The organism is Campylobacter sp. CCS1377, assembly GCF_040008265.1.
In the GTDB taxonomy this organism is placed as follows: Bacteria; Campylobacterota; Campylobacteria; order Campylobacterales; family Campylobacteraceae; genus Campylobacter_D.
The window spans coordinates 1,597,037-1,622,270 of sequence record NZ_CP155620.1; the positions used below are offsets into that span (position 1 = coordinate 1,597,037).

The 25,234-nt window shown below is 30.1% G+C and carries 22 protein-coding genes; 5 read left to right on the top strand and 17 right to left on the bottom strand.

Annotation, left to right across the window (positions count from 1 at the left end; genetic code table 11):
- Positions 1 to 3: 3 nt before the first annotated feature.
- Genes AAH949_RS08030 through AAH949_RS08055 form a run of 6 tightly spaced genes read right to left on the bottom strand, consistent with a single transcriptional unit; the run spans position 4 to position 8,094 of the window.
- Complete coding sequence (locus tag AAH949_RS08030) at positions 4 to 1,035, bottom strand: GDP-mannose 4,6-dehydratase (RefSeq protein WP_348518452.1); 1,032 nt, start codon at positions 1,033 to 1,035, stop codon at positions 4 to 6.
- Positions 1,032 to 2,081 (bottom strand): GDP-L-fucose synthase, encoded by a 1,050-nt coding sequence (locus AAH949_RS08035; protein WP_348518453.1) that lies wholly within the window; start codon positions 2,079 to 2,081, stop codon positions 1,032 to 1,034. The genes AAH949_RS08030 and AAH949_RS08035 overlap by 4 nt, the downstream gene beginning before the upstream one ends.
- An 11-nt stretch (positions 2,082 to 2,092) precedes the next feature.
- Positions 2,093 to 3,703: a CDP-glycerol glycerophosphotransferase family protein gene (locus tag AAH949_RS08040; RefSeq protein WP_348518454.1), complete on the bottom strand. Its 1,611-nt coding sequence runs from the start codon at positions 3,701 to 3,703 to the stop codon at positions 2,093 to 2,095.
- Entirely contained in the window at positions 3,700 to 5,133 is a 1,434-nt protein-coding gene (locus AAH949_RS08045; RefSeq protein ID WP_348518455.1) for a hypothetical protein, read from the bottom strand. The genes AAH949_RS08040 and AAH949_RS08045 overlap by 4 nt, the downstream gene beginning before the upstream one ends.
- A gap of 16 nt (positions 5,134 to 5,149) precedes the next feature.
- A complete protein-coding gene (locus tag AAH949_RS08050) occupies positions 5,150 to 6,493 on the bottom strand; it encodes a glycosyltransferase (protein WP_348518456.1) in 1,344 nt (447 codons plus the stop codon).
- 2 nt (positions 6,494 to 6,495) lie between these two features.
- Positions 6,496 to 8,094 (bottom strand): CDP-glycerol glycerophosphotransferase family protein, encoded by a 1,599-nt coding sequence (locus tag AAH949_RS08055; RefSeq protein WP_348518457.1) that lies wholly within the window; start codon positions 8,092 to 8,094, stop codon positions 6,496 to 6,498.
- A 133-nt stretch (positions 8,095 to 8,227) separates the two neighbouring features.
- On the opposite strand from AAH949_RS08055, the gene AAH949_RS08060 reads away from it, so the two are divergent.
- Positions 8,228 to 10,243 carry a capsular polysaccharide biosynthesis protein gene (locus AAH949_RS08060; RefSeq protein WP_348518458.1) on the top strand — a complete coding sequence of 672 codons (2,016 nt, stop codon included), beginning with the start codon at positions 8,228 to 8,230 and terminating at the stop codon, positions 10,241 to 10,243.
- A gap of 8 nt (positions 10,244 to 10,251) precedes the next feature.
- Here AAH949_RS08060 and AAH949_RS08065 read toward each other — a convergent pair whose 3' ends face one another.
- The 6 genes from AAH949_RS08065 to AAH949_RS08090 are packed head-to-tail and all read right to left on the bottom strand — an operon-like array spanning position 10,252 to position 15,897.
- On the bottom strand, positions 10,252 to 11,199 hold the full coding sequence (locus AAH949_RS08065) for a KpsF/GutQ family sugar-phosphate isomerase (protein WP_348519151.1): 948 nt from the start codon (positions 11,197 to 11,199) through the stop codon (positions 10,252 to 10,254).
- A gap of 25 nt (positions 11,200 to 11,224) precedes the next feature.
- A complete protein-coding gene (locus AAH949_RS08070) occupies positions 11,225 to 12,892 on the bottom strand; it encodes a polysaccharide biosynthesis/export family protein (protein ID WP_348518459.1) in 1,668 nt (555 codons plus the stop codon).
- Entirely contained in the window at positions 12,892 to 13,992 is a 1,101-nt protein-coding gene (locus tag AAH949_RS08075) for a capsule biosynthesis protein (protein WP_348518460.1), read from the bottom strand. Before AAH949_RS08075 ends, AAH949_RS08070 begins: the two co-directional genes overlap by 1 nt.
- Positions 13,989 to 14,654 carry an ABC transporter ATP-binding protein gene (locus tag AAH949_RS08080; RefSeq protein WP_134237832.1) on the bottom strand — a complete coding sequence of 222 codons (666 nt, stop codon included), beginning with the start codon at positions 14,652 to 14,654 and terminating at the stop codon, positions 13,989 to 13,991. Before AAH949_RS08080 ends, AAH949_RS08075 begins: the two co-directional genes overlap by 4 nt.
- Positions 14,651 to 15,433: an ABC transporter permease gene (locus AAH949_RS08085; protein WP_134237831.1), complete on the bottom strand. Its 783-nt coding sequence runs from the start codon at positions 15,431 to 15,433 to the stop codon at positions 14,651 to 14,653. The genes AAH949_RS08080 and AAH949_RS08085 overlap by 4 nt, the downstream gene beginning before the upstream one ends.
- A gap of 38 nt (positions 15,434 to 15,471) precedes the next feature.
- Entirely contained in the window at positions 15,472 to 15,897 is a 426-nt protein-coding gene (locus tag AAH949_RS08090) for a hypothetical protein (protein WP_348518461.1), read from the bottom strand.
- An 81-nt stretch (positions 15,898 to 15,978) separates the two neighbouring features.
- Between AAH949_RS08090 and ciaI the strand changes: the two genes are divergently transcribed.
- From ciaI to AAH949_RS08105, 3 genes are all read left to right on the top strand, one after another.
- A complete protein-coding gene (ciaI, locus tag AAH949_RS08095) occupies positions 15,979 to 16,536 on the top strand; it encodes an intracellular survival protein CiaI (protein WP_134237829.1) in 558 nt (185 codons plus the stop codon).
- A gap of 62 nt (positions 16,537 to 16,598) precedes the next feature.
- Positions 16,599 to 17,291 carry a dUTP diphosphatase gene (locus tag AAH949_RS08100; RefSeq protein ID WP_348518462.1) on the top strand — a complete coding sequence of 231 codons (693 nt, stop codon included), beginning with the start codon at positions 16,599 to 16,601 and terminating at the stop codon, positions 17,289 to 17,291.
- Positions 17,291 to 18,004 carry an EI24 domain-containing protein gene (locus tag AAH949_RS08105; RefSeq protein ID WP_348519152.1) on the top strand — a complete coding sequence of 238 codons (714 nt, stop codon included), beginning with the start codon at positions 17,291 to 17,293 and terminating at the stop codon, positions 18,002 to 18,004. Before AAH949_RS08100 ends, AAH949_RS08105 begins: the two co-directional genes overlap by 1 nt.
- On the opposite strand, the gene tilS is transcribed toward AAH949_RS08105, so the two are convergent.
- On the bottom strand, positions 17,987 to 18,958 hold the full coding sequence (tilS, locus tag AAH949_RS08110) for a tRNA lysidine(34) synthetase TilS (RefSeq protein ID WP_348518463.1): 972 nt from the start codon (positions 18,956 to 18,958) through the stop codon (positions 17,987 to 17,989). The genes AAH949_RS08105 and tilS overlap by 18 nt on opposite strands.
- Complete coding sequence (gene rimO, locus AAH949_RS08115; protein ID WP_348518464.1) at positions 18,948 to 20,267, bottom strand: 30S ribosomal protein S12 methylthiotransferase RimO; 1,320 nt, start codon at positions 20,265 to 20,267, stop codon at positions 18,948 to 18,950. Before rimO ends, tilS begins: the two co-directional genes overlap by 11 nt.
- 361 nt (positions 20,268 to 20,628) lie before the next feature.
- On the opposite strand from rimO, the gene prfB reads away from it, so the two are divergent.
- Entirely contained in the window at positions 20,629 to 21,726 is a 1,098-nt protein-coding gene (prfB, locus tag AAH949_RS08120) for a peptide chain release factor 2 (RefSeq protein ID WP_348518465.1), read from the top strand.
- 36 nt (positions 21,727 to 21,762) lie between these two features.
- On the opposite strand, the gene AAH949_RS08125 is transcribed toward prfB, so the two are convergent.
- The 3 genes from AAH949_RS08125 to flgK are packed head-to-tail and all read right to left on the bottom strand — an operon-like array spanning position 21,763 to position 25,221.
- Complete coding sequence (locus tag AAH949_RS08125; protein WP_134237824.1) at positions 21,763 to 22,542, bottom strand: TSUP family transporter; 780 nt, start codon at positions 22,540 to 22,542, stop codon at positions 21,763 to 21,765.
- Positions 22,543 to 22,577: 35 nt separating this feature from the next.
- Positions 22,578 to 23,333 carry a TIGR02757 family protein gene (locus AAH949_RS08130; protein WP_348518466.1) on the bottom strand — a complete coding sequence of 252 codons (756 nt, stop codon included), beginning with the start codon at positions 23,331 to 23,333 and terminating at the stop codon, positions 22,578 to 22,580.
- Between the two features lie 58 nt (positions 23,334 to 23,391).
- Positions 23,392 to 25,221, bottom strand: coding sequence for a flagellar hook-associated protein FlgK (gene flgK / locus AAH949_RS08135; RefSeq protein ID WP_348518467.1), 1,830 nt, complete (start codon positions 25,219 to 25,221; stop codon positions 23,392 to 23,394).
- Between the last annotated feature and the right edge of the window lie 13 nt (positions 25,222 to 25,234).

Below are 25,234 nucleotides of genomic sequence, written 5' to 3' on the forward strand. Positions count from 1 at the left end.
ATTTCACCTATTTAGTGGGATGTTGCCTTTTTTGATCTCATCCCTCCAATGATTTAATAAATCTTCAAACATCTTTCTAGCTGGAATTTCAGGCTTCCAATTGATAAAACTTTTGATTTTTGTGTTATCAAACATTTGATAATCTGCATCAATAGGACGAAGTCTTTCTTCGTCTTGTTCTACTTTGATATCTTTTCTTGTAGAAAAACTCAAAAGTATATCGATAACCTCAGGAAGTTTAAAGGCCTCTTCTCCTGCTATGTTAAAAGCTTCCCCACAAGGCACATTGCCTTTTTCACTTTCAAGTGAAAGTAGATAATAAGCTCTTATAGCGTCACGACAATCTTGAAAGGTTCTTACACTTGATAAATTTCCCACTTTTATAATAGGCTCTTGAAGTCCAGCTTCAATGAGTGCGATTTGTTTTGCAACTGTGCTTTCAAAAAATACATCACTTCGTCTTGGGCCACTATGCGTTCCCATTCTAGTAACATAGGTTTTGATACCATAAGCCTCACCATAAAATCTTCCTAAATAATCTGTGCCAATTTTACTTATACTATAAGGACTTGCTCCATGAAATTGTGTATCTTCGTTTAGCTTTATACCTACTTTTGCACGCCCATAAACTTCACTAGATGAGCACACATGCACCACTGGATCATAATTATCTTTGACTTTTAATAATCTAATGTTTTCTAAGATATTTGCCGTGCCTATGATATTAGTTTGTAAAGTTTCTATTGGTATATCAAAAGAAGTTTTTGGGTAAGATTGTGCCGCTAAATGAAAAATCACATCAGGGCGTTTGCTTTCAAAAAGCTTTTGAATACTAGAATAATCATTTAAATCCGCATAAAAAATGCTAATTCTATCTTTTTTATTAATTCTATCATTTAAATGATAGATATTTTCCATACTTTCTTGCCAACGCATCATGCCAATAACTTCATAATCAGTATTTTCTAATAGAAAATCCGCCATTTGCGAGCCAACTTGTCCAGTAAAACCTGTGATTAATGCTATTTTTTTCATTTTATTCCTTTGCTTGTTTTATACCATTGAAATGTTGCAATTAGTTTCTCTTTTAAATTTCCTCTATACTGCCAACCCAATAGTTTTATTTTCTCACTAGAAGTTAACTTCTCATAAGTTCCATCAGGTTTTAATGAATTATAATATAATTCACCTTTAAATTCTATAATCTCTTGCAAAAGTTCAGCCAACTCTTTAATAGAGGTATTGTTATAAGGAGCAATATTAATATGGGTATTTTGTTTATCTAAATCACACAACTCTTTAAAGCTTGTATTTTCCATTATATATATGCAAGCTTCTGCTAAATCTTCACTAAATAGAAATTCTCTTTTTGGCTTCCCACTACCCCAAATTTCCACCCTATTCTCTTTTATTCCGAAAATCTCTAGCCTTTGCTTCATTTGCTCATCATTATCCACCTGTAAATCTTTCATTATATCTTCATAGCGTTTATCTTGCAATAACTTAGTTAAAAATATTCTTCTCATTAATGCTGAAACTACATTGGCACTTAACATATCAAAATTATCATTTGGGCCATATAAAGTAGTAGGACAAACAGAAATAAAATCAACTCCATATCTTTCTGAGTAAGCCTCGCACATCTTCATACCAGCTATTTTAGCTATAGCATAAGGTTCATGCAGATATTGCAACTTTCCACTTAATAAATATTCTTCTTTTATGGGTAACGAAGCATGTTCTGGATAGACACTCGTACTGCTGATAAATAAAAGTTTTTTTACATTATTTATATATGATTGATGAATTACATTATTTTGAATTTGTAAATTATCATAAATAAATTCAGCCCTAAATTGCTTATGTGCTTCTATGCCACCAAGTCTAGCCGCGCATAAAAAAACAAAATTCGGCTTTTCTTTTTCAAAAAAAATCTTAACAGCATTTTGATCAGTTAGATCTAATTCAGAATGTGTTTTGTAAATTAAATTCTCATAGCCATTATCTTTTAATTTTCTCAAAATAGCAGAACCAACCAACCCTCTATGACCAGCTATATAAATTTTATCATTTTTTTTCATATCCATCCTTATTATAATTCATATAAACATAAACCTTCTAAAAATACACCTAATGGCCTTACATCAAAAGACTTACTATAAAATATTGGTTGAGCTGTATTTTCTACTTTAAATTTAAGAAAAACCGTTTTCCCATATAGTTGCTTATCAATTGCAAAATATTGATTTATTTTATTAGAAGTCAAACAAAGTTTTTTTTCAATTAATTGGCAATCATTAAGAAATAGTTCTATTTTAACTTGTGGTCTTTTTTTGCATAAAAAAGCTTTACATGATATATTTAAAAAAATGTTTTTGTCGCTATATGGGGTCGTAAAAGATATAATTGAATCTTTGGTCGCAGTCCACCTTCCTTTTTGATTCTCATCAGCATAAAATCCATAAAATTTAAAATCTTTATCTTCAAAAAAAGTGTAATAGCAGTTTTTTTTCAAAGGATTATGTAAATTATTAAAAAAAATATTCGTTTCTCTTTTTTCTTCCAATATGCCTTTTATGCTTTCTTCTAAAACATTACAAGAATAAAAAAATTTTTTATTTCTTTTCTCTTCATCTGTTCTTAACAAGAACTTTTTATCTAAATAATACTCTATTTGTTCCAAAACTTCATCTTCTAAAATATAGACATGACTTAGTAATTTATATTTTTCCTCTAAGCGATTATAGACATCTCTTTCTTCTTGAATTTTTTGCATTAATATATCATCTTTTGCTATGTTATAAAAAACAACAGGTTTATTTATATACATAAAATCAAAACACATAGATGAAAAATCTGTAATTAACATTGAAGCTTTATTTTTTATTTTTCCTATATCTTGCTCACCTATAAAAATTATATTAGAATTTTCGGTTTTAAAACAATCTTCTCCAAATAATCTTGTAATTTCATGATGCATAGCAAAATAAATTTTTGTCTTATATTGACTACAAATTTTGTTCAATTTTTCATTATTTAAAAAATCCTTTATTTTTTTATAATAACTAGAAGATTTAAAATTATCCTTTATTAGACTAATATATTGTCTATATGTAAAGTAAATTAAAATTGAATTTTCTTCTTGATGGTTTTCTAACAATGTCCATCTTGGTAACCCAGCCTTAATGAAATTATCTTCACAATAAGAATAATTTTTACAATAAATTGACTTTTCTATATCATTACTCACAATCACTTTATCATAAATAAATTCAGATAAATGAAATCTATATCCTTCTTTAAAATAGTTTACTCCATGTTGAGCCTGAATACAACATACTTTGCTCTTATCTATAAGAGAATATAATTTTGATAAAAACAACAACTGACACGAATCAACCCAAACCTTTACTTTTGCTATTACAACTAATAATCTCCAAGAAGTTTTATTTGGAACACACCCTATAATATTTTTTTTATAAATTTGCTTTACTTGTTTATATTTAATATGTTTTTTATTCATCAAATAATATACATCATATCCTTGCTCATACATATACTTAAACAATAAAAAATTATCTATTAATTCACAGTTTTCATCATAAAACATATCTGTAAAAACAATAGCTTTTCTTTCTAAAAAGCTACTAGAAAATATCTTTTTAAAAATTATTAAATGAAGTTTATTTTTATAATTAATCATAATTCATCCAATAATTTTGCAAGATTTTGATATGTATATAACTCTTGAATTTCCTTGTAGTTTGGTATGCTCTTTTCAGTTATACATTCAAGTATTTTTTCTGCAATTTTTTTATAATCAAGCTCAAAATTATCAATAATATATACTTCTTTTTCTATCTTTTTGTCTAAGAAATCTTTACTTATAATTATTTTTTTATCTAAGGTCAAAGCACTCATTACTGGACCAGAACTCTCCCCGTGAGGTTTTTTTCTTAATTGAACTACCAAATCTACTTGATTGATCAGGTTATAAAACTGGATATCACTTACATTTTCATAAATTTCTAAATAAGATTTATTAAAATCATGTTTTTTAAAAAAATTACTAGCCCCATAACCAACAACTAGTAACTTTGTATTCATATTTTTATATTCATTAAGGTACTCTATTGCTTGAGCTATTTCTAAAGAAAATTTTATTTCATGAGGAACACCAAAAGTTCCGATATAAAACTCACCATTTTTTTTATAAAAATTGCTAATATTTGTAATTTTAGGCAACGGTAAGAAAGCTTCAATAATATTAACTTTATAATCTTTTAACTCTTTTAAAATCAAATTCTTACACAAACTATTATTTACTATGAAATTGAAAATACTTGTTAGTCGAACTATAACTCTTAAACTATAAATTTTTAATTCTTCATTCCAAATTCTAAATTCTTGAAAATTTTTTAACTTGATAAGCTCTGAACTAAACTCTGGATAATGCTCAATCAAATATTTTTTCATAATTAAAAAGTTACCATTGCAATGAGAAAATAGCAAATTATTCAAATTAGCCTCATGAATATATAACCAAGATTTTTGCTTATTAATACCACTTTTTGCCATATGTAAATACGGATTATTATGACTAGAATTTCCTAAAATATAGATAAATTTTTTATACAAATAACTTGCATCAAATTTTATAAAAGTTTTTAAGTCAAAAACATTTTTAGATAATCCTTTAGCAATACTTAAATCACGAATATCGGAAAATATATCGAAACACTCACAACCAACAAAAGCATTGTGATTAAAAATAGCTATCCCTGTTTTTTCTGGTGGTAAAACACCAAAAACAGCACTTTTTTCTTTATTTATACTTTTTTCCATGTTTAAAAAAGATATATCACTTTCTTTTACTATATCATGTTTAAATAGTCGCTGCAATATACCCTCAAATTCATTATTGCTTTTTGGCTCGTTTATAAACAAATCTATAATTTTATCACTATAATGTATTTTTAAAAGTGACAATCCAAACAAGGAATATTTTTTACTTTTATTAAAGAGTTCAATTTTGAAAAAAGGGATACCTAATAGATAATATCTTTTTAATTTAGCATAAATCACCTTCTTAAAAATAGGAATTCCACATATTGCTATCAATTTTGTTTTCATACTAACTACCCTTTTTTCAAATAAATCTAGCAAGCATTCTAATAAAATAAAATTTTGATTTTAATAGCTTCAATTTTATTTTATCTTTTATACTTTTTTTAACTTTTTGATTAGATTGTATTTTATGTGCTGCAAAATGAAAATCTTCTAAGTTGTCATAAAAATGTTGCATATATTGTTTTTTGTCTCTTAGGATAATATCCTCATTTAAAATCTCATTTACCTCAATAAAGTAGTTTTTCCAAGTAGGAATTTTATAAGCATAATCAGGAAAAATCGCCCTATCATTTAAAACATCCAAAATTGTATCAACCCAAATATCTACATTAAATGGAGATAAAAATATAGCACATTCTTGAGAACTCTCATGATAAGCTGGTATATCAGAACATATAGTTGGTATACCCATAGATACAGATTCAGCTACAGGCATACCCCAACCTTCAGTATATGATGGATTTAATGTAGCATATGATTCAAGCATTAATTTCTCTAATTGTGAATCTTGGATATTTTCCAACCTTTTTACAAATCTTGAAACATTAGGTTCAACTTCAAAATATCTATCAAGCCAGTCAATCAACCACCCTTTTCTTCCTATAATGTAAAGTATAGGTGTGTGTTCTTGTAAAATAGAATATAATTTTTTCCACGCTAAAAACAATAATATATGATTTTTTCTTGGCTCAAAAGTGCCAACATAAATAAAATGCTTATGATAATCTTGTTTACTCCATCTTGCCTTAAGAAAATTTTCTTCTGCTCCTATTTCTTTTGCGATAACTTTTGGAGGATTAACACCTATTTCTTTTGAATAATTCAAAACATCTTGTTTTACTGCTTGAGAAGTAGTAAAAATCAAATCCGCACTCCAAAGCATTAATTTCATCACACAACTATGCTGCTCAAAAGCAATTTTCCCATCTGCAGTATACTCTGGATATAAAATAGGAATTATATCGTGACAAAAATAAATCATTTTGATATTATCTTTTATGGCAAATTTAGCTATAGTATATCTTCCTATTAAAAGACTATGAGTAAGATTAAAATAGGTATAATCTATGTCATCTTTTAAAAATTTTTCTACATCCATTTTTACATTGATAAAATCATTCCTATCAATATTGTAAAAAATATCATCAATTTCAGCCCAATTTTTTGCTATTTTTTTCAATACATCTAAAGCATTTTGCGTAGAATAAGTCTTTAAATAACCACCATATCCTCGAACGAAAATAATCTTGCTATAGGTTTTTAATAAAAACAGTATATAATATAAATCAACTCTATCCACACCAGAAGGTGTAAGCAAATTTCTTCTTTGATCTAAACGGGTAAAATCATATATAATAAACATTTCTAACCTTTTTTTACTTCTTGTATACTTATAGAATGAAAAAATATTCCTAACATTCTTGAATCTTGATTTAATTTTAACATCTTAGGACTTATAGGAAAATGTATAATAAATTTTATCATAACACAACCTTTTTGCTGTGCTATCTTTTTTCTACTAACTTCAAATGATATTTTATTTTGACTAACATTCTTAAAAACATTGCATGATAAAATCTTCTTTGAATCTAGATAAATAGTTGCATCCAAATCCATAATACTATGAACTTTAAAATCAATCAGAACCCTTCTATAATCCTTAAAATTCAAATAAAAAGAAACCTCATCCCCTAAACTCCACCTTCCATGTTCTTCCCTTTTAGATAAACCTATACATCTAATATCTTTTGTTGTTGCAATAGGAAGTATCACATTAATGGGTGTAATAATTTTTGCAAATAAATTATTTTTCTTTAATGATTTAACAGCATTATAGATATTTTCTCTAAAATTCTCTTTATAAGCGAAAAAATTGCTATTTTTTTCTTTAAATTCTTCCTCTAATGTAAAATTATTGTTAAAATAATATATACATTTATCAATTACATCCTTTTTGTTATAAAAAATATTATAAATTTGTTCATTTAATTTTTCAGCACATTCAGAATTTCTTCTACTCTCTTCATCTAAACATAATTCATCTTGATCTACCCTATAAAATACAACTGGTTTATCTTTAACCATAAAATCAAAGGCCATGCTAGAATAATCTGTAATTAGCAAACTTGCTTTATTTTTAACTTCGCTCAATTTACTTTGATTAATAGGTTTTAAAATATCAAACTGCCCATAGTTTTTCTTCTCTATTTCATGGTGTAAGGCAAAATAAATTTCAATATCATTTTTTTTTAGATAATTTAGCAAAACACTATCATTTAATAAATAATACCATGCTTTAAATAATTTATATTCTATAGTTCTACAATCTTGTATCAAATATCTCCTAAAAGTAAAATACACTAAAACTATCTTCTTTTCACATTGTTCAATTGGTAAAACTTTATCCCATCTTGCTAAACCAAGCAATAGTTGCCTATCCTTAGGATAATTATAAATTGCTTCAAAATAAGCTTTTTCATGCAAATTTGAAAAAATAATTGCGTTAAAATTTTCATCAGATAAACTATCTGTATTTTCCAAAAAGTATTTTTTAAAAAAATTAATACCATGTTGAGTATAAATATAGTGAATTTTAGAATTACAAAGAATACCACCCAATCTAAACTTAGCAACCAGTATTTGATAAGAATCAAAGATATATTTTGCACCCATCAAATGCCATAAAAAATTCAAAGAAAGATATCTATTGTTGCAAACTATTATTCTATTTGGATATCTCCTTTTCAATTCTTCATACAAATAATGTTCCCTACAAACAACATAATAAGCATTTTCTTTTTTTTTCAAAGCATATTCAAATAAACACAAATTATCATTTAAATCAGAATATTTATTAAAAAAATTGTCTAGGAAAATCCATTTATCCCTTGTTAAAACATCAATATTAGAAACTTTTCTAACAATTCTACGATAATAATAATATACAATTCGTAAAAAAAACATTACTTGTAACCTTAGCTAGATAAACTTTTATAATTTTATTTAAAATCATATTATGCAATACATAACTTATTGAAAAAATATAATATAATATAATAACATAAAAATTAAAACCTCCAAGGAAAATTACAGTTTAATGAAACAATTAAATTATTATGTTTATAATATTTGGCAAATTTTTACACACCGACAATTTAAAGGTTGGGGTTATAAAAAAACAGGAAAGTTTGCGAAATTTCTTGCTAAAATTTTCAAAAAAGATTTTATTTTGTTAGAAGATGGCTTTATCCGTTCTTTAGGACTTGGAGTAGAAAATTCTCCTAGTTTTTCACTTGTAAGTGATAATCTTGGCATCTATTATGATGCCACTGCTCCTAGTGCATTAGAAGAGATTTTAAACCACTATGATTTTAAAAAAAATCCTGCTCTTTTAGAAACTGCCAAAAAGGCAATAGAGCTCATCATCACCCACAATATCTCAAAATACAATCACACCCCAAATGTCCCTCCCACCTACTTTACTAGCTCCAAAGAAAAAGTTCTAATCATCTCACAAACTAGCGGAGATTTAAGTCTAAAATATGGACTTGGAGATAAATTTAGCACAAAAGATTTGATAAATTGTGTTATCGATGAAAACAAAGATAGAGAAATCTACCTTAAAATCCACCCTGATGTGCTAAGTGGCAAAAAAACTTCAGATGTAAATCCACAAAATCTTCCAAAACAAATAAAACTCATTACAGAAGACTTTAACCCTATCTCTCTTCTAAAACATTTTAAAAAAGTCTATACTAAAACTTCTCAAATGGGCTTTGAAGCCTTGCTTGTAGGCTGTGAATGTATATGTTTTGGGATTCCTTTTTATGCAGGTTGGGGACTTACCATAGATAAACAAGCCTGTCCTAGACGCACTAAAATTCGTACATTAGAAGAAGTTTTTGCGGCAAGCTATATTCTTTATAGTACCTATTATAATCCCATTTACCAAAGAAAAAGTGATATTTTAGACACACTAGAAACCATCATTGCTTATAAACACCTAGTCCTGAAAAACAATAATAAAGCCTTCTTTTTTGGATTTTCTAGGTGGAAGCATAGTTTTATCCCTCCTTTTTTAAAAGAATATAAAAAAGAAAATCTTAAATTTATCAATCCCATTTTTTCTACACCCTTAAAATTAGCTTTCAAAAAAGGGCTAGATTTACAAAGTGAAATTTTTATTTGGGGGAGAAAGGAATTTAAAGAGATTGAAGAATATGCTACAAAGCATCATTTAAAGCTTACAAGAGTTGAAGATGGCTTTATCCGTTCCATTTCTTTGGGCTCTGATCTCACACGCCCCTATTCACAAAGCTTTGATACAAAGGGAATCTATTTTGATCCTACTCAAAGCAGCAATTTAGAAGAGATTTTAAACAATCATAAATTTAGCCAAAAAGAACTTGATGAAGCAAAAATCCTAAAAGAAAAAATCCTAAAAACCAAAATCTCAAAATACAACACAACAAACCACAAAATCCTAAATCTCCCTAAAAATAAAACTAAAATATTAGTAATAGGACAAGTAGAAGATGATGCATCAGTACGCTATGGAGCCAAAGGAGCAACTAATCTTAGTCTCTTAAAGCTTGTAAGAAAAGAAAATAAAAATGCCTTTATCCTCTATAAGCCCCACCCTGATGTGCTAAGTGGTAATCGCGTGGGTAATATCCCTACCCCTATTGCAAAAGAGTTTTGCGATGCACTTGCTACTGATATTAGTCTAGCTTCTTGCATAGAAGCGGTAGATGAAGTACATACACTCACCTCGCTAAGCGGTTTTGAAGCCTTAATTTATGGCAAAAAGGTAATAACTTATGGTTTGCCTTTTTATGCAGGTTGGGGACTTACCATAGATAAACAAGCCTGTCCTAGACGCACTAAAATTCGTACATTAGAAGAACTCATCGTTGCAACTTATATTCTCTATCCTCGCTATATCCATCCAAAAACACTAGAATATTGCCACCCACTTGTCTTAATTAATATACTAGAAAAAGAAAAGCAAAAACTCCAAACCAATAAGTTATATGCTTTAAAATTAAAATTTCATTCTAAAATCTCACGCTGTTTTCAAAAATTTTTAAGGTATATAAAAATTTTAAAATAACTTAACCACTAAATATTTCCTATCGCATAAAGTTGGATGATACCTACAACTTTTCCATCTTTACCTACAACAATTTCTTTGATTTTATGCTTTAACATGATTTCTTCTGCCTCGCTTGCCATAGCATCAGCATCAACGACTTTCGGATCTTTGCTCATGATTTCCTTAGCTTTAAAATCAAATCTTGGTTTATCGCTCGCTTTTAAAGCACGACGCAAATCCCCATCTGTTATAATGCCTACTAATTTTTCATTTTCAAGCACTATACAAAGTCCTAATTTTCCACTAGTCATAACATCTACAAGATCATTAAAACAAGTTTCAGGCTTAACAATAGGAAGTTTTTTGGAGACCATCAAATCTTTAACTTTAGTTAAAAGCTTCCTACCCAAACTTCCACCTGGATGAAAAAGTGCAAAATCATCAGGCTTGAAATTTCTTGCTTTCATCAAAGCAGCGGCCAAAGCATCGCCCATCACTAAAGTAGCTGTAGTCGAAGACATAGGTGCAAGCTGCAAAGGGCAAGCTTCTTTTTTCACAAAAATGTCTAAAAAATAATCAGCCTGTTTGGCCAAAGTAGATTTTTTATTACCTGCCATTACGATAAGTTTGATTTGGCGGCGTTTTATAGCCGGAATGATCTTTAAAACCTCTTCAGTTTCACCTGAATTTGAAATAGCAATAACAACATCCTCTGGAGTAAGCATTCCAAGATCTCCATGCAAAGCTTCTCCGGGATGCATAAAAAAACTAGGTGTTCCTGTACTTGCTAAAGTTGCAGCTATCTTTGCACCAATGTGTCCTGATTTTCCCATACCAGTAATAACAAGGCGCCCTTTGGAATTTAAAATAAGCTCTACACTTTTGCTGAAATTTTCATCTAAATTTGAAGCTAAATCTTGTATGGATTTTGCTTCGGTTTCAAAAACTTCTTTGGCGATTTTTAAAGCATCAATTTTCATTTCGTTATCCTAGTTTTCATTATAAATTCAACACAACATTTGTTGCAATGGCAATTTGATAAAGAATTTGAGTCAGCATGCTAAAGACTTGTAAATTCTGGCTATCCACTTTTGGTAAAACCAAGATAGAATCCCCTGGTTTCATTGTTGCACTTCCGCCTCCCCATCCAGCACTGTATTTTTCTGCCTTTCCGTTTGATCTTATTAATAACACCCTTGAAGTATCTGCTCTATCACTATATCCACCAGCTAAATCAATATAATATCTCATTTTTTCTTTATCCATAAATACAAAAGCTCCTGGTAACGAGACCTCGCCTTGAACTATCACAAGATTATTTTTGCTAGGGACATTAATCACATCGCCTTCTTCTAAAACAATAGAATCATAAGCTTTAGTATTATCAATAACAATTTGCCCTTTTGGCTCAACCTTTTTAGCCCTTTCAATAAATTCTAGTATAGTCTTGGCTTGTTGTGCTCTAATGCTAGCTTGCTCAGCATTGACTGAAGAGCTAGTAAGTGCCAAGGTTTCAAGTTCTTTAAGCTGTGCAGCTATAAGTTCTTTTTGGGTTCTAGCAACACTTCTTCTAAAAACTTGAAGTGAATTTAAATCAGACTGCTCATTAGGATTAATCATTTCCGCTACATCTTTTAAAGTTGTACCTTTTTTTACCACAAAAGTATGTAAGCCATTATGCTCACCTTCTATATTAATGCTGATTTTTTCGGCTACATAATCAGGTCTGAATTCCACCTCATCGCCGGTTTTAATAAGAATTGTATTAAAATCTTTTTTGCTGTAAAAATTCACATGCAACTTATGATCTTCACCATAACTTCTCACAACAGCATTAGTAACAATAGGTTTTGCACCTGAAATTTTTGCTAAATCCTGCAAAGTTTTAACATCATCTGCAATTTCAAATCTAAACGGTCTTTGCACATCTCCATTAGCAAAAGCATATTTTTTTACATCGCCAACTAAAATCACATCGCCCATTCTAAAAGGGAAAAGGTTCATTTTACCTTGAAGTAAAAATTCATACAAATCAATACTTTCGATGATTTTATTGTCTCTTAAAATTTGAATATCTCTAAAACTTCCATAATCTAAATTTATACCCGCTGCTTTGTCGATGTATTGGATAATAGAATCTGAGCTAAGTCCTTGATAAAGCCCTGGCTGATTGACATTCCCTGTTACAAAAACGGAGACATTTTGATAAATATTTAAGTCTGCATAAACAAAAACATTATTTTTATAAATTTGCCTCACTCCTGTTTGGATAACCGATAATAAATCTTTATTTGCCACACCAAGCACTTTAATAGCTCCAACACGCGGTATGAAAATATTACCTTGCGAATCTACAATAAGAATTTGAGTGAATTCTACGGCACCCCAAATTTTAAGGCTGATTTGATCTCCAACAGTAATTTTATACTCAGGATTATAAACATGCTGAGTAAATTGCTTGAAATTTCCATTGAATAAATGCGCGCCAAAAACAGGTGCAATAGGCTTTAAAGAAGAGCTAATATTTTGATCAGGCAAAGTTATAGAATTTGCACTAAGGTTATTATCTTGCATAGATAATTGGCTTTGCACTGCTGAAATTTGTGAAATATCCACCGCTTTAACGAAAAGATTTAAAAATATAAGTGAAATTATAACTTTTTTCATTAATATTTATGCTCCTCTATAATGGTTTTTGCAAGCCTTGCAATAGCAATAATTAAAACTAAAATCATAAAAATAGTCGCTATATTATACAATTTATTAGGATAAGCTGCACTCTCTGGCTTAGTAGGACTTTGCACAATTACAAGCTGTTTAATCTTTCTCATTGCCTCTATCCTAGTAGTTTCATAGGTTTGCAAAGCTGTTGTATAAGCATTTTGTGCAAATTCAGCTTCAGTCATTAAATCTTGATACTGCGCAGCAAGATTATTAAGCTTTTTAGAGGCATTTGAAGAAGAAATTTTAGCACTTTCCTTTTCGAGTTGTTTTTTAAGTGCTGAAATTTCAGCTTTAAGACCTACGATTTGTGGAGCTTTTTCATTCATATAACTCAACATTGTAGAAAGCTCAGCTTCCTTTTGTGCTATAGAGCTTTCAATTTGAGTCGCCAATGTCGCCTTGGCTTCAGCTTGCTTAAGCGGATCAAAAACACCGTATTTGTTTTGGAATTTAATCAAATCCGCTTTTACTTTTTGCAATCTTTCTTTAAAATTATTGAGTTCTTTTTCCGCAAAAGCCATTTGATCCCTTGCAGCTTTGTGAGAAATTTCATTGATGAATTTTTCGCTTTCTTCCATAATAGTTTTTGCTATTAAATAAGAAGATTCTGGAGTAAAGCCCTCTACATCAACGATTAAAAGTCCTGTTTTATCATCGACTTTGATTTTAACCCTGCTTTGATAATATTTTAAAAAACTTTCCAAAGAACTAGAGTCATAAATTCTAAAAGGAAGATCGATTTTTTGTTCTTGGTAAAGTTGTCGTAATTTGATTTTTTTATCTAAAATTTTTAACATATCAATCGAGCCAATATAAGCTTGAAGATATTTAATATCTTCATTAGTGCTTGAAGTACTAGAAAGCAAAGAAATGAGTCCACTGGTTTGAAGATTATTCCCACTGGTTGATCTTACACCCAAGCTAAGTGTGGTTACATAGCGATCTGCAGCAATAAATAAATAATACAAACACACTAAAATCATAACATACCAAACTGTTTTAAATGAAAGCAATGCGTTTAGTTTCTTTAACTTATTTTTCATTTACTCTTTCCTTGATATACGGCTATACCCTCATCGACATCATCATATACCGTTGCTTTTCCATCTTTCATGAAAATAATTTTATCACACCATTCTTTAATTTCGGCCACATTGTGCGAAACCATAATCACCTTTGAACGACTTAATCTCTCTTTATAAAGTTTAACACTTTTTGCCCTAAATTTTGGATCGCCGACTGCTCCTGCTTCATCAATTAGATAATAATCAAAATCAAAAGCCATACTTAAACCAAAAGCTATCCTAGCACTCATTCCTGAAGAATAATTTTTCATAGGTTCATCAAAAAATTTACCAAGCTCAGCAAAATCTTGCACAAATTCCACTTTCTCCTTAATAGCCTCGCCCTTATAACCATAAACCCTAGCTACAAATTTTACATTGTCTCTAGCACTCAAAGAACCTTGAAAAGCTCCGCTTAAACCCAAAGGCCAAGAGAGTTTTTTGTTGGTAATAATTTTTCCTTTATCAGGAAGTTCAGCACCGCTTAAAAGTTTCATAAGAGTTGATTTTCCTGCACCATTGCCGCCCATTAAGCCAATACTACAATTTTCAGGAAATTCAAAAGTAAAATCCTTAAAAACATAATGCCTAGAACCATTAAATAGCGGATAAGATTTACTTAAATTTAAAATTTTAATCATGATTTTCTAGCCGCCGTTAATGCTTGTCTATTGTGATAATACGCCACTAAAGATATAAAAAGCAATATAGTAATGCAATACATAGGATAAATATAGCTATATTCATCTTGCAAGGGATAATTATCAAAAAAATTATATCTTAATAGCTCCATAACATGAAGCAAGGGATTATAATAAAACACATCAAGCAAGGGTCTTGGCATAAGCCAAGTGGGGAAAATCACCCCAGAACCCCAATAAAACACTATACTAAAATAATTCAAAAGTGTTTTTAAAGGCTCGAAAAAAAAAGCTATCATTGCAAAACTCATACCCAAAACAAAGCCTGAACAAATAAGCAAAAACAAAGAAAACATCACATCTAAAAAATGTCTTGGAAAAACATCGATCTTAAAAAACCAACCTGCTAAAAACAACACACAAACAAAAATCACAAAATAAATACAAAATTCCAAACAAGTTCTAGAAATAAATACATGTATAGGCTTTACAGGTTTATAAGCAAATAAAGATAAATTCGCACCAATACCATTCATAAGCTGAGTAACAATACTTCTAAACATAAAATAAGGCACAATTCCCACAACCAAAAACATAAAAATAGAAATTCCTTGTGGCATTACTTGATGATGATATTCTCTTATTACGGTTACGATAGCTGTGATTGTCAATACAACACTCATAGGCTCGCCCACAACCCAAAAATATCCCAAATGTCTATTATTGCCAAATCTAGTTTTTAGCTCTCTAAAAAAAAGTGCATAAATTACATTAAACATTCAACTTCCATAATTTATAGTTTAAATTAAAACTAAAATCATAACTCATTTTTTTTAACAAAATCTTGGTAAAATTCAAGTTTTTTTGTAAGCATTAGGCTATTATCTGTGAATTTTACATATTCAATTTCTAAAGCAAATGTCGTGCCACCCAAAAGCTTTGCAAAAGGAAATTTTTTATAATAAATTTGAATTTGCATTTCATTGGCTTTACAAAAATTTGCTTTGATTTGCACGCCTTGCAAAAAAGCTATTGTACTTTCTTTGGCGATATTTACCGCAACTTTTGACTCTTTAAAAGCCAGTTTTATATGCTTTGTATCTTCATGTGAAGCGATAATTAAAGCCAAATTTCTTTCATCAAAAGCATAAAAAGCATTAGCGATATAAACACCTTTTTCATCTCTCATAGCCCAGCTTAAAAGCTTACAAGAGGCGATAAATTTTTTAATTCTTTCGTCCATAGATAAAATTATACTCTTATAAATTTAAGAAAAATAAAAAAATGTCGATTTGCAAAAAATGATAAATTTCAAGGAGTTTTTATGCAAGTTGATATCAGTAAAAATCAAAATTTTTCAATGGACTATACCACAAAAAGTGGCAAGCATCTAAGCCTTGCAATGTATGATAATCAAAGTATTAATTATAATAACAACGAAGAAGGCAAAACCCTAAATTTAAAAAGACAATACGGTTTTAGCTTTAGCTTTGAAGGTTCTAAACTTACGCAAAATGAACTTGATGAAATTAAAAACGCTATGGAAGAGATCAAGCCTTTGATGCAAGAATTCCTTGCAAATTCTAAGGTTGGGGAATTAAACCCTAAAGAACTTATCACTTCAGCAATGCAAATGGCAGATGTTTTACCAACTCCAAAAGATGAAAATCATAAAAATGCCATTATGAATAACTTCACCAATAAACTTAATAATCTCATTAAAGAAAACCAAAGTCCTGATACAAACGCAAATACCTCTATGTTAGAAGATAGCAAAAAATTGATCGAAGAAATTTTAGAGCAAATGAAAAAACAGCTTGAAAAACAAATGGAGCAACAAAACGAGGATAAAAATTCAAATTCCTTAAATCTTTATGCCTAATTTAAAGAGTTTTTATAACTCTTTAAGTATAATTTTTGATAAAAGACTTCAAAGGCTAAAAAATGACAAATATTCAAATTCTAGAAAATATGCTTACCCTTCAGCAAAAATTAAATGATGAAACCAATGGCGTGGGCTGGGAAGATGGCTATACTAAAGAAGGTAAATTGATCAGTTTTCGTCGTTGTATTTATATGGAATGTGCAGAACTCATCGAATCTTTTGCTTGGAAACATTGGAAAAATATCAGCGCACCTACAAATTGGGATAATGTTTGTATAGAAATTGTCGATATTTGGCATTTTATCTTAAGTCTCTTACTTGAAGAATACAAGGCAAAACACATCACAGACAAAAATTTAATCGCACAAGATCTTGCCTCAGTCAGCCTTTTTAACGACTTTTGTAAAGAAAAAAGCAAGCCAAGCGAAAGTGATACTTATGGGATTTTAAATGATATTGAGCTTATTATCCATAAATGCAGCGGTTTTGGATTTGATTTAGGCGAGCTTTTATCAGCGTATTTTATTTTAGCGATGAAGTGTGGTTTGAATTTGCATCAGCTTTATAAAATTTATATAGGAAAAAATGTTTTAAATAAATTCCGTCAAGATCACGGCTACAAAGAAGGTACTTATAAAAAAATTTGGAATGGAGTTGAAGACAATGAAATTTTAAATCAAATTTTAGAAAACGAACTTAAATTTGACCTTATTTATGAAAAACTTGAACTTGCTTATAAGGGCGTTAAATGATACAAATTTTAATGCTATCTTTGAGAGATTTATTGAGCGCAAGATTTTTAAAATTCTCACTTTTACCGTTGCTGGTTAGCCTTGTCATTTTCACTGTTTTGAGTTATTTTGCCTTTTCAATTCTGCTTGATTATTTTAATACATTTTTTAGTGTAAAACCTGACTCTTTTTTGGCTTGGTTTTATGCTTTAAGCATCGTGCAATTTATCATCCATGCCTTAAGTTTTTTACTGGCAGGTTTTGTTACAGTATTTGCTTCGGTATTTTTTGCCATTTTTATCGTATCTTTCTTAACACCTTTTATAGTCAAAGAAATCAACGCTAAACATTATGGGTATATAATTGAAAATGAAGTTTCAAATTTTTTAGTGATGAAAGATTTGCTTAAAATTTTTGTCAAATTCATCGCTTTTTTGCTTCTTTCTTTGCTTTTACTCTTTTTGCCTTTTATTAATCTTTTTATTTTTTATTTTGTATTTTATTATCTCTTCCATCAATTATTACTTTTAGATGTTGCAAGTTGCGCTTTTTCAAAGGATGAATACAAAAATTTCTGGGCCAAAAACTCACCTTTTGAATTTAAATTCTCCACACTTTGTTTTTATCTTATTGCTTCAGTGCCGTTTTTGGGTCTTTTTCTACCTGTATTTTTTGTGATTTTTCTTACACATTTAAGCTATCAAAGAATCTTAAATTTAAGCCCAAAAGCTTAAAAATTCATTAGGTAAAATGCCATGATTATAAAGATAAGCTCTTAAAAATTTTGGCACTTTTGCCAAGCGGCATTCTTCTTTGAAAATTTTTGGCAATTTTTCGCAATTTTCATGTTTGAAAACAAAGGCTTTTTCATCTTTATAAACCACTGCGATTTTAGAACTTATCACACAATCATTTTTTAGCATTTCTTTTCTTTGTTTGGCACTTGGCACAATGCCTTGCATTTTTAAAGCCTTTGCAATTAAGCTTTCATCTTTAGCGCAGATTAAAATCCCTTTAAATTCTTTAATTTCATTTTTGAAAAGCTTATTTTTATCTTCGTTTAGATACACAAAACTTCTTTTTAAACCTTCGCTAAATTTGCTTACAAAATCATTAGAAAAATGCTTTCTTATATAATTTCTAAAATATTTTTCATCTTCATTGCTTTCATCATTAAAATAAAAAATTTCATTTTGTTTTAAAAAAGCTTTAATTTCATCTTTTGATGTGCGGAGTAAAGGACGGATGATATTGTAATTTTTTCTTTTTTCAAATTCATTCATTCCTAGAATTTCAGCCAAACCAGCTCCACGCGAAAGTTGCATTAAAAACCACTCAAAGGCATCGTTTAAATGGTGTGCTAAAATGAGATTTTCGTAATTTTTTTCAAGACAAATTTTTTCAAAAAATTCATAGCGAAAATCTCTTGCTTGTTTTTCAAAATTATTTTCAAATTTAGGCGCGTGGGCGATAAAAATCTTTTTATTAAATTTCAAAGCAAGCTCTTTTGCGCTTTTTTCTTCTAAAACGCTATTTTTTCTCGTTTTATAATTTATCATCACAAGATCAAAATTAATTTTTTCTTGCACTAAAAGATGAAAAAGCGCACTAGAATCACTCCCATAAGAAAAAGCAAGTAAATTTTTACGCTTTTTTAGTAGAGATAAAATCTCATCTTTAATTTTCATCAATTTTTCTTAAAGCCTTAGCGATTAGCTTTTTATCTACATTTTGTGTGATTTCGCATTCATAAATTTGCCCCATTTCCAAATCACCGCAATCGCTTTCATTGATGAGAATTTCCCCATCAATTTCTCTATCCCATCTTAAATCTTTAGCTGCGATGAAAAACTCACCTTCACTACTTTCTCCGATACAAACCACCAAATGCTTTTTACCCACTTCTTTTTCAAAGCTTTTTTCTATTACTTCATCTACGATTTTTTCGATGATTTTTAGTCTTTTATTGATAGTTTTAAATGGCACTTGTTCCATATCAAAAGCGGCAGTATCTTCTTCTTTAGAATATGCAAAAATACTCACTCTATCAAAACCAAATTCTTTTATAAATTCGCAAAGCTCATCAAAATCTGCGTCACTTTCCCCTGGGTGTCCTACGATAAAACCAGTGCGTAAAAAGCTATTTGGCGCACTTTTCATTAAAGTCAGCATTTCTTTAAGCCTTGTACTATTTGCTCCACGCTTCATAATTTTTAGCATTTTATCGCTGATGTGTTGAAGTGGCATATCAAAATAATTTACAAAAATGTTGGAATTTATAATGCGTTTGATTAACGCTTCACTCGCACTTGTAGGATAAAGATATAAAATTCTTGCCGCTTTTATGCCTTTTACTTTTTCTACTGCATCAATGAGTTTAATTAGTCCATCTTTCTCGCCCTTATCAAACAAATAAGAACTCGTATCTTGTGCGATAAATGAAAAGTCTTTATAACCTTTGGCTACTAGGCTTTCAAGCTCGTTTATAATGCTTGAGATTTCACGCGATTTTAACTTACCCTTAAAGCTTGGAATTGCACAAAATGAGCATTTTTGATTGCATCCTTCAGCGATTTTTATAAAAGCGTGAGAATTGCTTCCTGTGATTATTCTATCGCTATTCTCACCTTGTAAATAGGTAGAATTTGAAAATAAATTCATCTTTTTAAGTATCATTTCATCGATTCTTTCATAATCTCCCACGCCGGTAAAAAGATCAACTTCGGGAAGTTCCTTCATAAGCTCCTCGCGATATCTTTGCATCAAACAGCCAGTAACGACTAAAAGAGAATCCTTTTTTCTTTGTTCGTGTAAATTTAAAATAGCATTTATACTTTCTTTTTTTGCACTATCGATAAAACCGCAAGTATTGACAATCAAAACATCAGCAAGGCTTGGATCATCAACTAGGGTGAAATGCTGCAAACGCCCAAGCATGATTTCACTATCGACTAAATTTTTATTACAACCTAAAGACATCAGATAAAGTTTTGACATTTTTCTCACTTTTATTTAATTTTTGTATTGAAATTCGTTTTTTTGATATCAAAATAATATCAAAATAATATCAAAATAATATTTAAGGGTTTTTTATGCATAAGAAAAATGTGTTTTATTGAAATTTTATGAAAAAAGTTGAAGTGGTCATCTTTATATAATGTAGAAAAGTATCTAAGAAAATATTTAAACAGTGTAATTAATCAAATCTATACCAAGATAAGGTCTATTTCGCATCAAACTCAATTTTCTTTTGAAAAACAAATTTAACAAATAACAACAAAAATTACCAAAACTCACATTATAGACTTTTTTAATGCAATTTGCTAAAATTACGCTTTATGAAATTTAGGAAAGAATTATGGATAATTACGAATTTAGCGAACTTTTAAAAACTCTTAAAAACAAAGTAGGCAATATAGCCTCTATCATAAAACCCGATGAGATTAAAGCAAGACTTAAAGAAATTGAAGAGCTTGAAAATTCTCCATCATTTTGGAGTGATGTAAAACAAGCAGGCATTATCGGCAAAGAAAAGACAAAAATTACCAATTTACTTAAAAAATACGAAAATGCTTTTAATGCCTTAAATGATGCGAGTGAACTTTTTGATTTAGCTAATAGCGAAAACGATGCAGAGACGCTAGAAGCATTATTTAACGATGCACCAAGCCTTGAAGATACTATCACGAGTCTTGAAATTTCTATGCTTTTAAGTGGAGAAAATGACAGCAAAAATGCTATAGTTTCCATTCACCCAGGAGCAGGTGGAACGGAAAGCAATGACTGGGCTAGCATACTTTATAGAATGTATTTAAGATTTTGTGAAAGAGAAGGTTTTAAAGTAGAAACTTTAGACTTTCAAGAAGGCGAAGAAGCAGGACTTAAAGATGTAAGTTTTTTGGTTAAGGGCGATAATGCTTATGGTTATTTAAAAGCAGAAAATGGCATTCATCGCTTAGTAAGAACTTCGCCTTTTGATAGTGCTGGACGCCGTCACACAAGCTTTTCAAGTGTTATGGTAAGCCCTGAACTTGATGATGATATTGAAATTGAAATTGAAGAAAAAGATATAAGGATTGATTATTATAGAGCAAGTGGTGCAGGCGGGCAACATGTTAATAAAACAGAAAGTGCGGTTAGAATCACACATTTTCCAACCGGAATAGTTGTGCAATGCCAAAATGATAGAAGCCAACACAAAAACAAAGCTACTGCTTTTAAAATGCTAAAATCGCGCCTTTATGAGCTTGAACTTATGAAGCAACAAGATAGTGCAAATTCAAGTGAAAAAAGCGAGATAGGCTGGGGGCATCAAATCCGCTCTTATGTGCTTTTTCCTTATCAGCAAGTTAAGGATAATCGTAGCGGCGAAGCCTTTTCGCAGGTGGATAATATCTTAGATGGAGATATTAAAAAAATGATAGAAGGCGTTTTGATTGCCTTAAAATCAGAATAACCCAAATTTGGAATTTAACCCATTAAATTCCAAATTTTAACGAAAAAAATCCCAAGCAACTTTTACAATAGTTGCACCCACAACAAATAAAAATAATTTTTTAATGAAATTTCCTTGAGTTTTTAAAACAAGTTTTGAGCCCAAATACGCGCCAATAATTTGCCCAAAACCCATCAAAAAACCCACAAGCCAAAGCACTTCATAACGCCATAAAAAGATGATTAGAGCAACTATATTGCTTGAAAAATTTAAGATTTTGGTATTCATACTTGCATCTTTCATATTAAAACCAAGTAACATCACACAAGCAAAAATCCAAAACGAACCCGTTCCAGGTCCTAAAAATCCATCATAAAATCCCAAAGTAAAACCACAAATGATATGAAAAATTTTGATATTTTTTATCTTTGCCTTAGTAGGAAATCTCCCCAAATTTGGCTTTAAAGCTGTATAAAGAAAGGTTAAAGTTAGAAAAATCAAAATGATAAGCTTTAGGTATTCAGAATTAATAAGCAAAACACTATAAGCCCCTAAAGCTGCTCCAAGCGCAGTGAAAGTCACACCCCAAGCCAAATGCTTAATGGTAGTGGATTTATAATAGGTCATTGCCGCAGTAAAAGAGCCAAAAACGCTTTGAAGCTTATTTGTGGCGATTGACAAATGCGGCGCTATGCCACAAGCTAGTAAAGCAGGTAATGTAATAAGCCCTCCTCCGCCAACAATAGAATCAATAAATCCAGCAAAAATCGCGATAAAAAATAAGACAAAATAATAAAATGTTTCAAGCTCATTAAGTTGCGAAAGAATGGTTTGCATTTTAAACCTTTTAATTTTTGTGTATTATAAGTTTTTTATTTTAAATCTTGCTTACTTTGCCCCAAACGATAAAGTGCAAAATCGTATTTTACAGGATCATTTGGATCAAATTCTTTTAATTTTTGCGTGAGTTCTAAAACACTTTTAAAATCATAAATCTTACGCTTTAAAAGCTTAAGTTCTAATGAAACTTTATGTGTATGCGTATCAAGGGGTATGAGCAAATCCTTTTTATCAATTTTTGTAAAAAGCCCAAGATCAAGCTCATCTTTTCTAACCATCCATCTTAAATACATATTGTAGCGTTTAAGTGGCGAAGTGGGGGTGTTTTGCCAAATTTTACTAAAGAAAAAGTCATAACCATAGCTTGAATATGAATTTAAAGTCTTGATTTTTTGCATAAATGCTAGTATAGAATCTGTGATATTTTGTCTTTTTTCATAAGGCTTGGTAAAAAGTTCATTAAGCGAAATTTCGTTTTTTAATCTTGAAAAGGTAATGAAAATCTGCGTGATATCCTCTTCGTTTTGAAAGCGATATTTTAAGTTTTTTAACTCTTTTTGAATTTGATTTTGGCTTAAATTTAGCAAAGAAAAATCAAGCTTGTTTAAAAAATTCACTATATTTTTAGCATTTCCATAAGCAAATAAAGCACAAATTAAAGCAATAAATTCATCATTATGGCGTTTGGCTATTTGCAAAGGATCGGGTGCATCAAAAAGAGCTTGGATAATGTTTTTCTCATTTGCTAATCGATCGAGTTCTTTTTTTAATTGATTGAAATTTTGCATTTGTATTTAAATATAAAATTTGCCCTATCGACTCATAGAGCAAATTTCAAAGTTAAAATTAAGACTTGATTCCAAGTAAGGTTTCAAGCATTTGATCCACAGTTGAGACAATCTTAGCTGCTGCGCCATAACTTGATTGGTATTGGATTAAGGCTGCTAATTCTTCATTAGTGTTCACACCTGTTTTTGACTGGTACTCGCCATAAACAGAATTATAAAGCGTTGCATTGCTTGAATGAACTATATTGTTATTTTCACCATCACTTGCAATTTGTCCTGTGAATTTTCGGTAATACTCCTCCATAGTTAAATTGCTCACCGTACCGTCTTCATTATAAAAATTCACTTTTTCATACTGAAGTTGCACTATAGCATTTGCAACATCGTTATTTCCATCAACCCCATTAGAACTTGCTTTTAAGCTATCAGGATTATTTTCAATGTTTGAATTTACCTTAATAGAACTTGCATCATTTCCGCTAAAAAAACCTCCAATATTTAAAGCTCCAGCAAAATTTGTATCATTACTTTTTATTGCAATTCTATGTCCATTTTTTGGACTAAGCTGGAAAGTTCCGCTACCGGTTTTTGCATCATAATTATATGAAGCACTTAAAAAATCGTCAACATCATTAGTATTGTTGTTGTCACCATTATCATCAGTGTCTGCATTAATTTGCGCAAGCAAGGACTCCATCGTAGTATTTTCATTAATAGTAATACTTTTTGTGCCTACTTCCTTACCGGAAGCATCATAAACCACTATATCAAAAGTTCCTGCTTGTAAATTTTTATCATAGCTCATCAATGGAAAATCACGCGACAAACCTTTCAAAGGATCAGAAACCTTTCCTTCGGTTGCAGATGAAGCGTAAATATTATTAGTTTGCGTGATTAAAGTCTTTGCGAAAGTATCAAGCATATCTTTGTATTCTTGTATCATACCATCAGTATATTTATTTTCAGTTTGATCATAATATCTTCCACGCAAATCAAGTTGTGCGCCTAATTTTCCACCTTTTAATTTACCGGTTAAGTCAATAACCTTCTCATCACTCATCTTATAAAGTATGCTATAAGATTCTTGTTGATTGTCAAATTCAAGCTCTAAAGGATGAAAGCTATCGCCATCAACCAAAGTCATACCTTCGATGCTAAGATTATAATACTTTCCACCATCTGTAATAGTAGAATCAAGCGAACTATCTTGAGTGATTTTATTTTTAGATGCAACCCCATCAACCAGTTTAGAAAGCTGAAGTTCTAGCTCATCTCTTCTATCTCTTAATTCATTGGCTCTTTCACTTTTTAAAATTTCTTCTCCATTTAATTGCTTGTTGATTTTTGCAATTTCTGAACCAATTTTATTGATCTCATCAACAGTCATTTTAATATCATCATTCATTTTCTTTTGAATTTGATTTAAATTTGAAAAAGTGTTATTGATATTTTGTGTTAGAGTTTTTGTAGCCTCTACAAGAGCTATTTTTGTGGCAGATTCATTAGGGTTTGATGCAAAATCATTCCACGCTTTATTATAATTTTCTAAATCTTTTAAAATACCGGTAGTTTGAACATCTGGAAAGCGCTGACTGATTTCTTTTAAAACATCTCCCATATACTGTGTATATTCAAGTTGAGTGGTGGCGTTTTTTAATTTCCAATAAGCATGTTCATCATGAAGGCGCACTATAGTTTCTATGGAAGTTCCCGTTCCTACTTGTGCACCACCTGGCGTAGTAATATATCCACCTGTTGTTTGTACCACCCTTTGACGCGTATAAAAAGTGCTATTAGCATTTGAAATATTGTTTCCTGTGGTTGCAATTTGAATTTCAGCGGCATTAAGTCCTGAAACTCCTGTATATAAACTAGAAAAAATACTCATTTTCGCTCCTTCG

Coding starts and splice junctions, on each gene's coding strand:
- rimO (WP_348518464.1), bottom strand. CDS start 20,267: ATGTCAAAACTTTATCTGATGTCTTTAGGTTGTAATAAAAATTTAGTC.
- AAH949_RS08070 (WP_348518459.1), bottom strand. CDS start 12,892: ATGAAAAAAGTTATAATTTCACTTATATTTTTAAATCTTTTCGTTAAA.
- AAH949_RS08045 (WP_348518455.1), bottom strand. CDS start 5,133: ATGAAAACAAAATTGATAGCAATATGTGGAATTCCTATTTTTAAGAAG.
- AAH949_RS08030 (WP_348518452.1), bottom strand. CDS start 1,035: ATGAAAAAAATAGCATTAATCACAGGTTTTACTGGACAAGTTGGCTCG.
- prfB (WP_348518465.1), top strand. CDS start 20,629: ATGGATAATTACGAATTTAGCGAACTTTTAAAAACTCTTAAAAACAAA.
- AAH949_RS08035 (WP_348518453.1), bottom strand. CDS start 2,081: ATGAAAAAAAATGATAAAATTTATATAGCTGGTCATAGAGGGTTGGTT.
- AAH949_RS08075 (WP_348518460.1), bottom strand. CDS start 13,992: ATGAAAAATAAGTTAAAGAAACTAAACGCATTGCTTTCATTTAAAACA.
- AAH949_RS08085 (WP_134237831.1), bottom strand. CDS start 15,433: ATGTTTAATGTAATTTATGCACTTTTTTTTAGAGAGCTAAAAACTAGA.
- AAH949_RS08040 (WP_348518454.1), bottom strand. CDS start 3,703: ATGATTAATTATAAAAATAAACTTCATTTAATAATTTTTAAAAAGATA.
- AAH949_RS08060 (WP_348518458.1), top strand. CDS start 8,228: ATGAAACAATTAAATTATTATGTTTATAATATTTGGCAAATTTTTACA.
- AAH949_RS08050 (WP_348518456.1), bottom strand. CDS start 6,493: ATGTTTATTATATATGATTTTACCCGTTTAGATCAAAGAAGAAATTTG.
- AAH949_RS08080 (WP_134237832.1), bottom strand. CDS start 14,654: ATGATTAAAATTTTAAATTTAAGTAAATCTTATCCGCTATTTAATGGT.
- AAH949_RS08055 (WP_348518457.1), bottom strand. CDS start 8,094: ATGTTTTTTTTACGAATTGTATATTATTATTATCGTAGAATTGTTAGA.
- AAH949_RS08130 (WP_348518466.1), bottom strand. CDS start 23,333: ATGCAAAATTTCAATCAATTAAAAAAAGAACTCGATCGATTAGCAAAT.
- AAH949_RS08100 (WP_348518462.1), top strand. CDS start 16,599: ATGACAAATATTCAAATTCTAGAAAATATGCTTACCCTTCAGCAAAAA.
- flgK (WP_348518467.1), bottom strand. CDS start 25,221: ATGAGTATTTTTTCTAGTTTATATACAGGAGTTTCAGGACTTAATGCC.
- AAH949_RS08090 (WP_348518461.1), bottom strand. CDS start 15,897: ATGGACGAAAGAATTAAAAAATTTATCGCCTCTTGTAAGCTTTTAAGC.
- ciaI (WP_134237829.1), top strand. CDS start 15,979: ATGCAAGTTGATATCAGTAAAAATCAAAATTTTTCAATGGACTATACC.
- tilS (WP_348518463.1), bottom strand. CDS start 18,958: ATGAAAATTAAAGATGAGATTTTATCTCTACTAAAAAAGCGTAAAAAT.
- AAH949_RS08125 (WP_134237824.1), bottom strand. CDS start 22,542: ATGCAAACCATTCTTTCGCAACTTAATGAGCTTGAAACATTTTATTAT.